At 69.2% G+C, this 1513-nt stretch carries 1 protein-coding gene; it reads right to left on the bottom strand.

The window, feature by feature from the left end; genetic code table 11:
* The coding region (locus ACYSM9_RS21805) for a urocanate hydratase (RefSeq protein WP_461859033.1) at positions 1-1513 on the bottom strand (1513 nt) is incomplete at both ends.

Raw genomic sequence — 1513 nt, 5'->3', positions numbered from 1 at the left:
TCCTTGGCGACGTCGAGGGCGCGTTCGTAGCCGGCGTCGGCGTGGCGGATGACGCCCATGCCGGGGTCGTTGGTGAGGAGGCGTTCGAGCTTCTGCGCGGCGAGGTCCGTGCCGTCGGCGACGGAGACCTGGCCGGCGTGGATGGAGCGGCCGATGCCGACGCCGCCGCCGTGGTGCAGGGACACCCAGGTGGCGCCGGAGGCGGTGTTGAGCAGGGCATTCAGCAGGGGCCAGTCGGCAATGGCGTCCGAGCCGTCCGCCATGGCTTCGGTCTCGCGGTACGGGGAGGCGACGGAGCCGGAGTCCAGGTGGTCGCGGCCGATCACGATGGGGGCCTTGACCTTGCCGTCCTTGACGAGCTGGTTGAAGAGCAGTCCGGCCTTGTGGCGTTCGCCGTAGCCGAGCCAGCAGATGCGGGCCGGGAGTCCTTCGAACTCCACCCGTTCCTGGGCGGCGTCGATCCAGCGGTGCAGGTGCGCGTTGTCCGGGAAGAGCTCCTTGATCGCTTCGTCGGTGACGCGGATGTCCTCGGGGTCGCCGGAGAGGGCAACCCAGCGGAACGGGCCAAGCCCTTCGCAGAAGAGCGGGCGGATGTACGCGGGGACGAAGCCGGGGAACTCAAAGGCGCGTTCGTAGCCGCCCTTGCGGGCTTCGTCGCGGATGGAGTTGCCGTAGTCGAAGACCTCCGCGCCGGCGTCCTGGAATTCCACCATGGCCTGGACGTGCCGGGCCATGGAGGCCTGGGCCTTCTTGGTGAATCCTTCCGGATCAGCCTCGGCCTCGCGGTGCCATTCGTCAACGGAGATGCCTTCGGGCAGGTAGCTCAGGGGATCGTGGGCGGAGGTCTGGTCGGTGACGATGTCCACGGTGAGTTCGCCCGCCTTGTGACGGCGGAGGATCTCGGGGAAGACTTCGGCGGCGTTGCCCACGTAGCCCACGGACCAGCCGCGGCGCTCTTCCTTGGCCTTGAGCACCTTGGCGATGGCGGCGTCGAGATCCGTTTCCACCTCGTCCAGGTAGCGCTTGCCGGCACGGCGGCGCAGGCGGGCTTCGTCGACGTCGACGATCAGGCAGGCGCCGTCGTTCAGGGTGACGGCGAGCGGCTGGGCGCCGCCCATGCCGCCGCAGCCGCCGGTCAGGGTCAGGGTGCCGGCGAGGGTGCCGTCCTGATCACCGGTGAGCTTCCGGGCGATCGCCGCGAAGGTTTCGAAGGTGCCCTGCAGGATGCCCTGGGTGCCGATGTAGATCCAGGAGCCGGCCGTCATCTGGCCGTACATCATCAGACCCTCGGCCTCGAGGCGGCGGAACTCGGGCCAGGTTGCCCAGTCGCCCACCAGGTTGGAGTTGGCCAGCAGCACGCGGGGGGCCCACTCGTTGGTGCGGAAGACGCCGACAGGCTTGCCGGACTGGACCAGGAGGGTTTCGTCCTTTTCCATGGTCTCCAGGGTGCGGGTGATGGCATCGAACGCGGCCCAGGAGCGGACGGCGCGGCCGGTGCCGCCGTAGACCACCA

The sequence above is a fragment of the Arthrobacter sp. C152 genome, from assembly GCF_054890965.1.
Note: the sequence above shows the minus strand (reverse complement) of the source record. Positions and strands in the feature narration are given on the sequence as shown.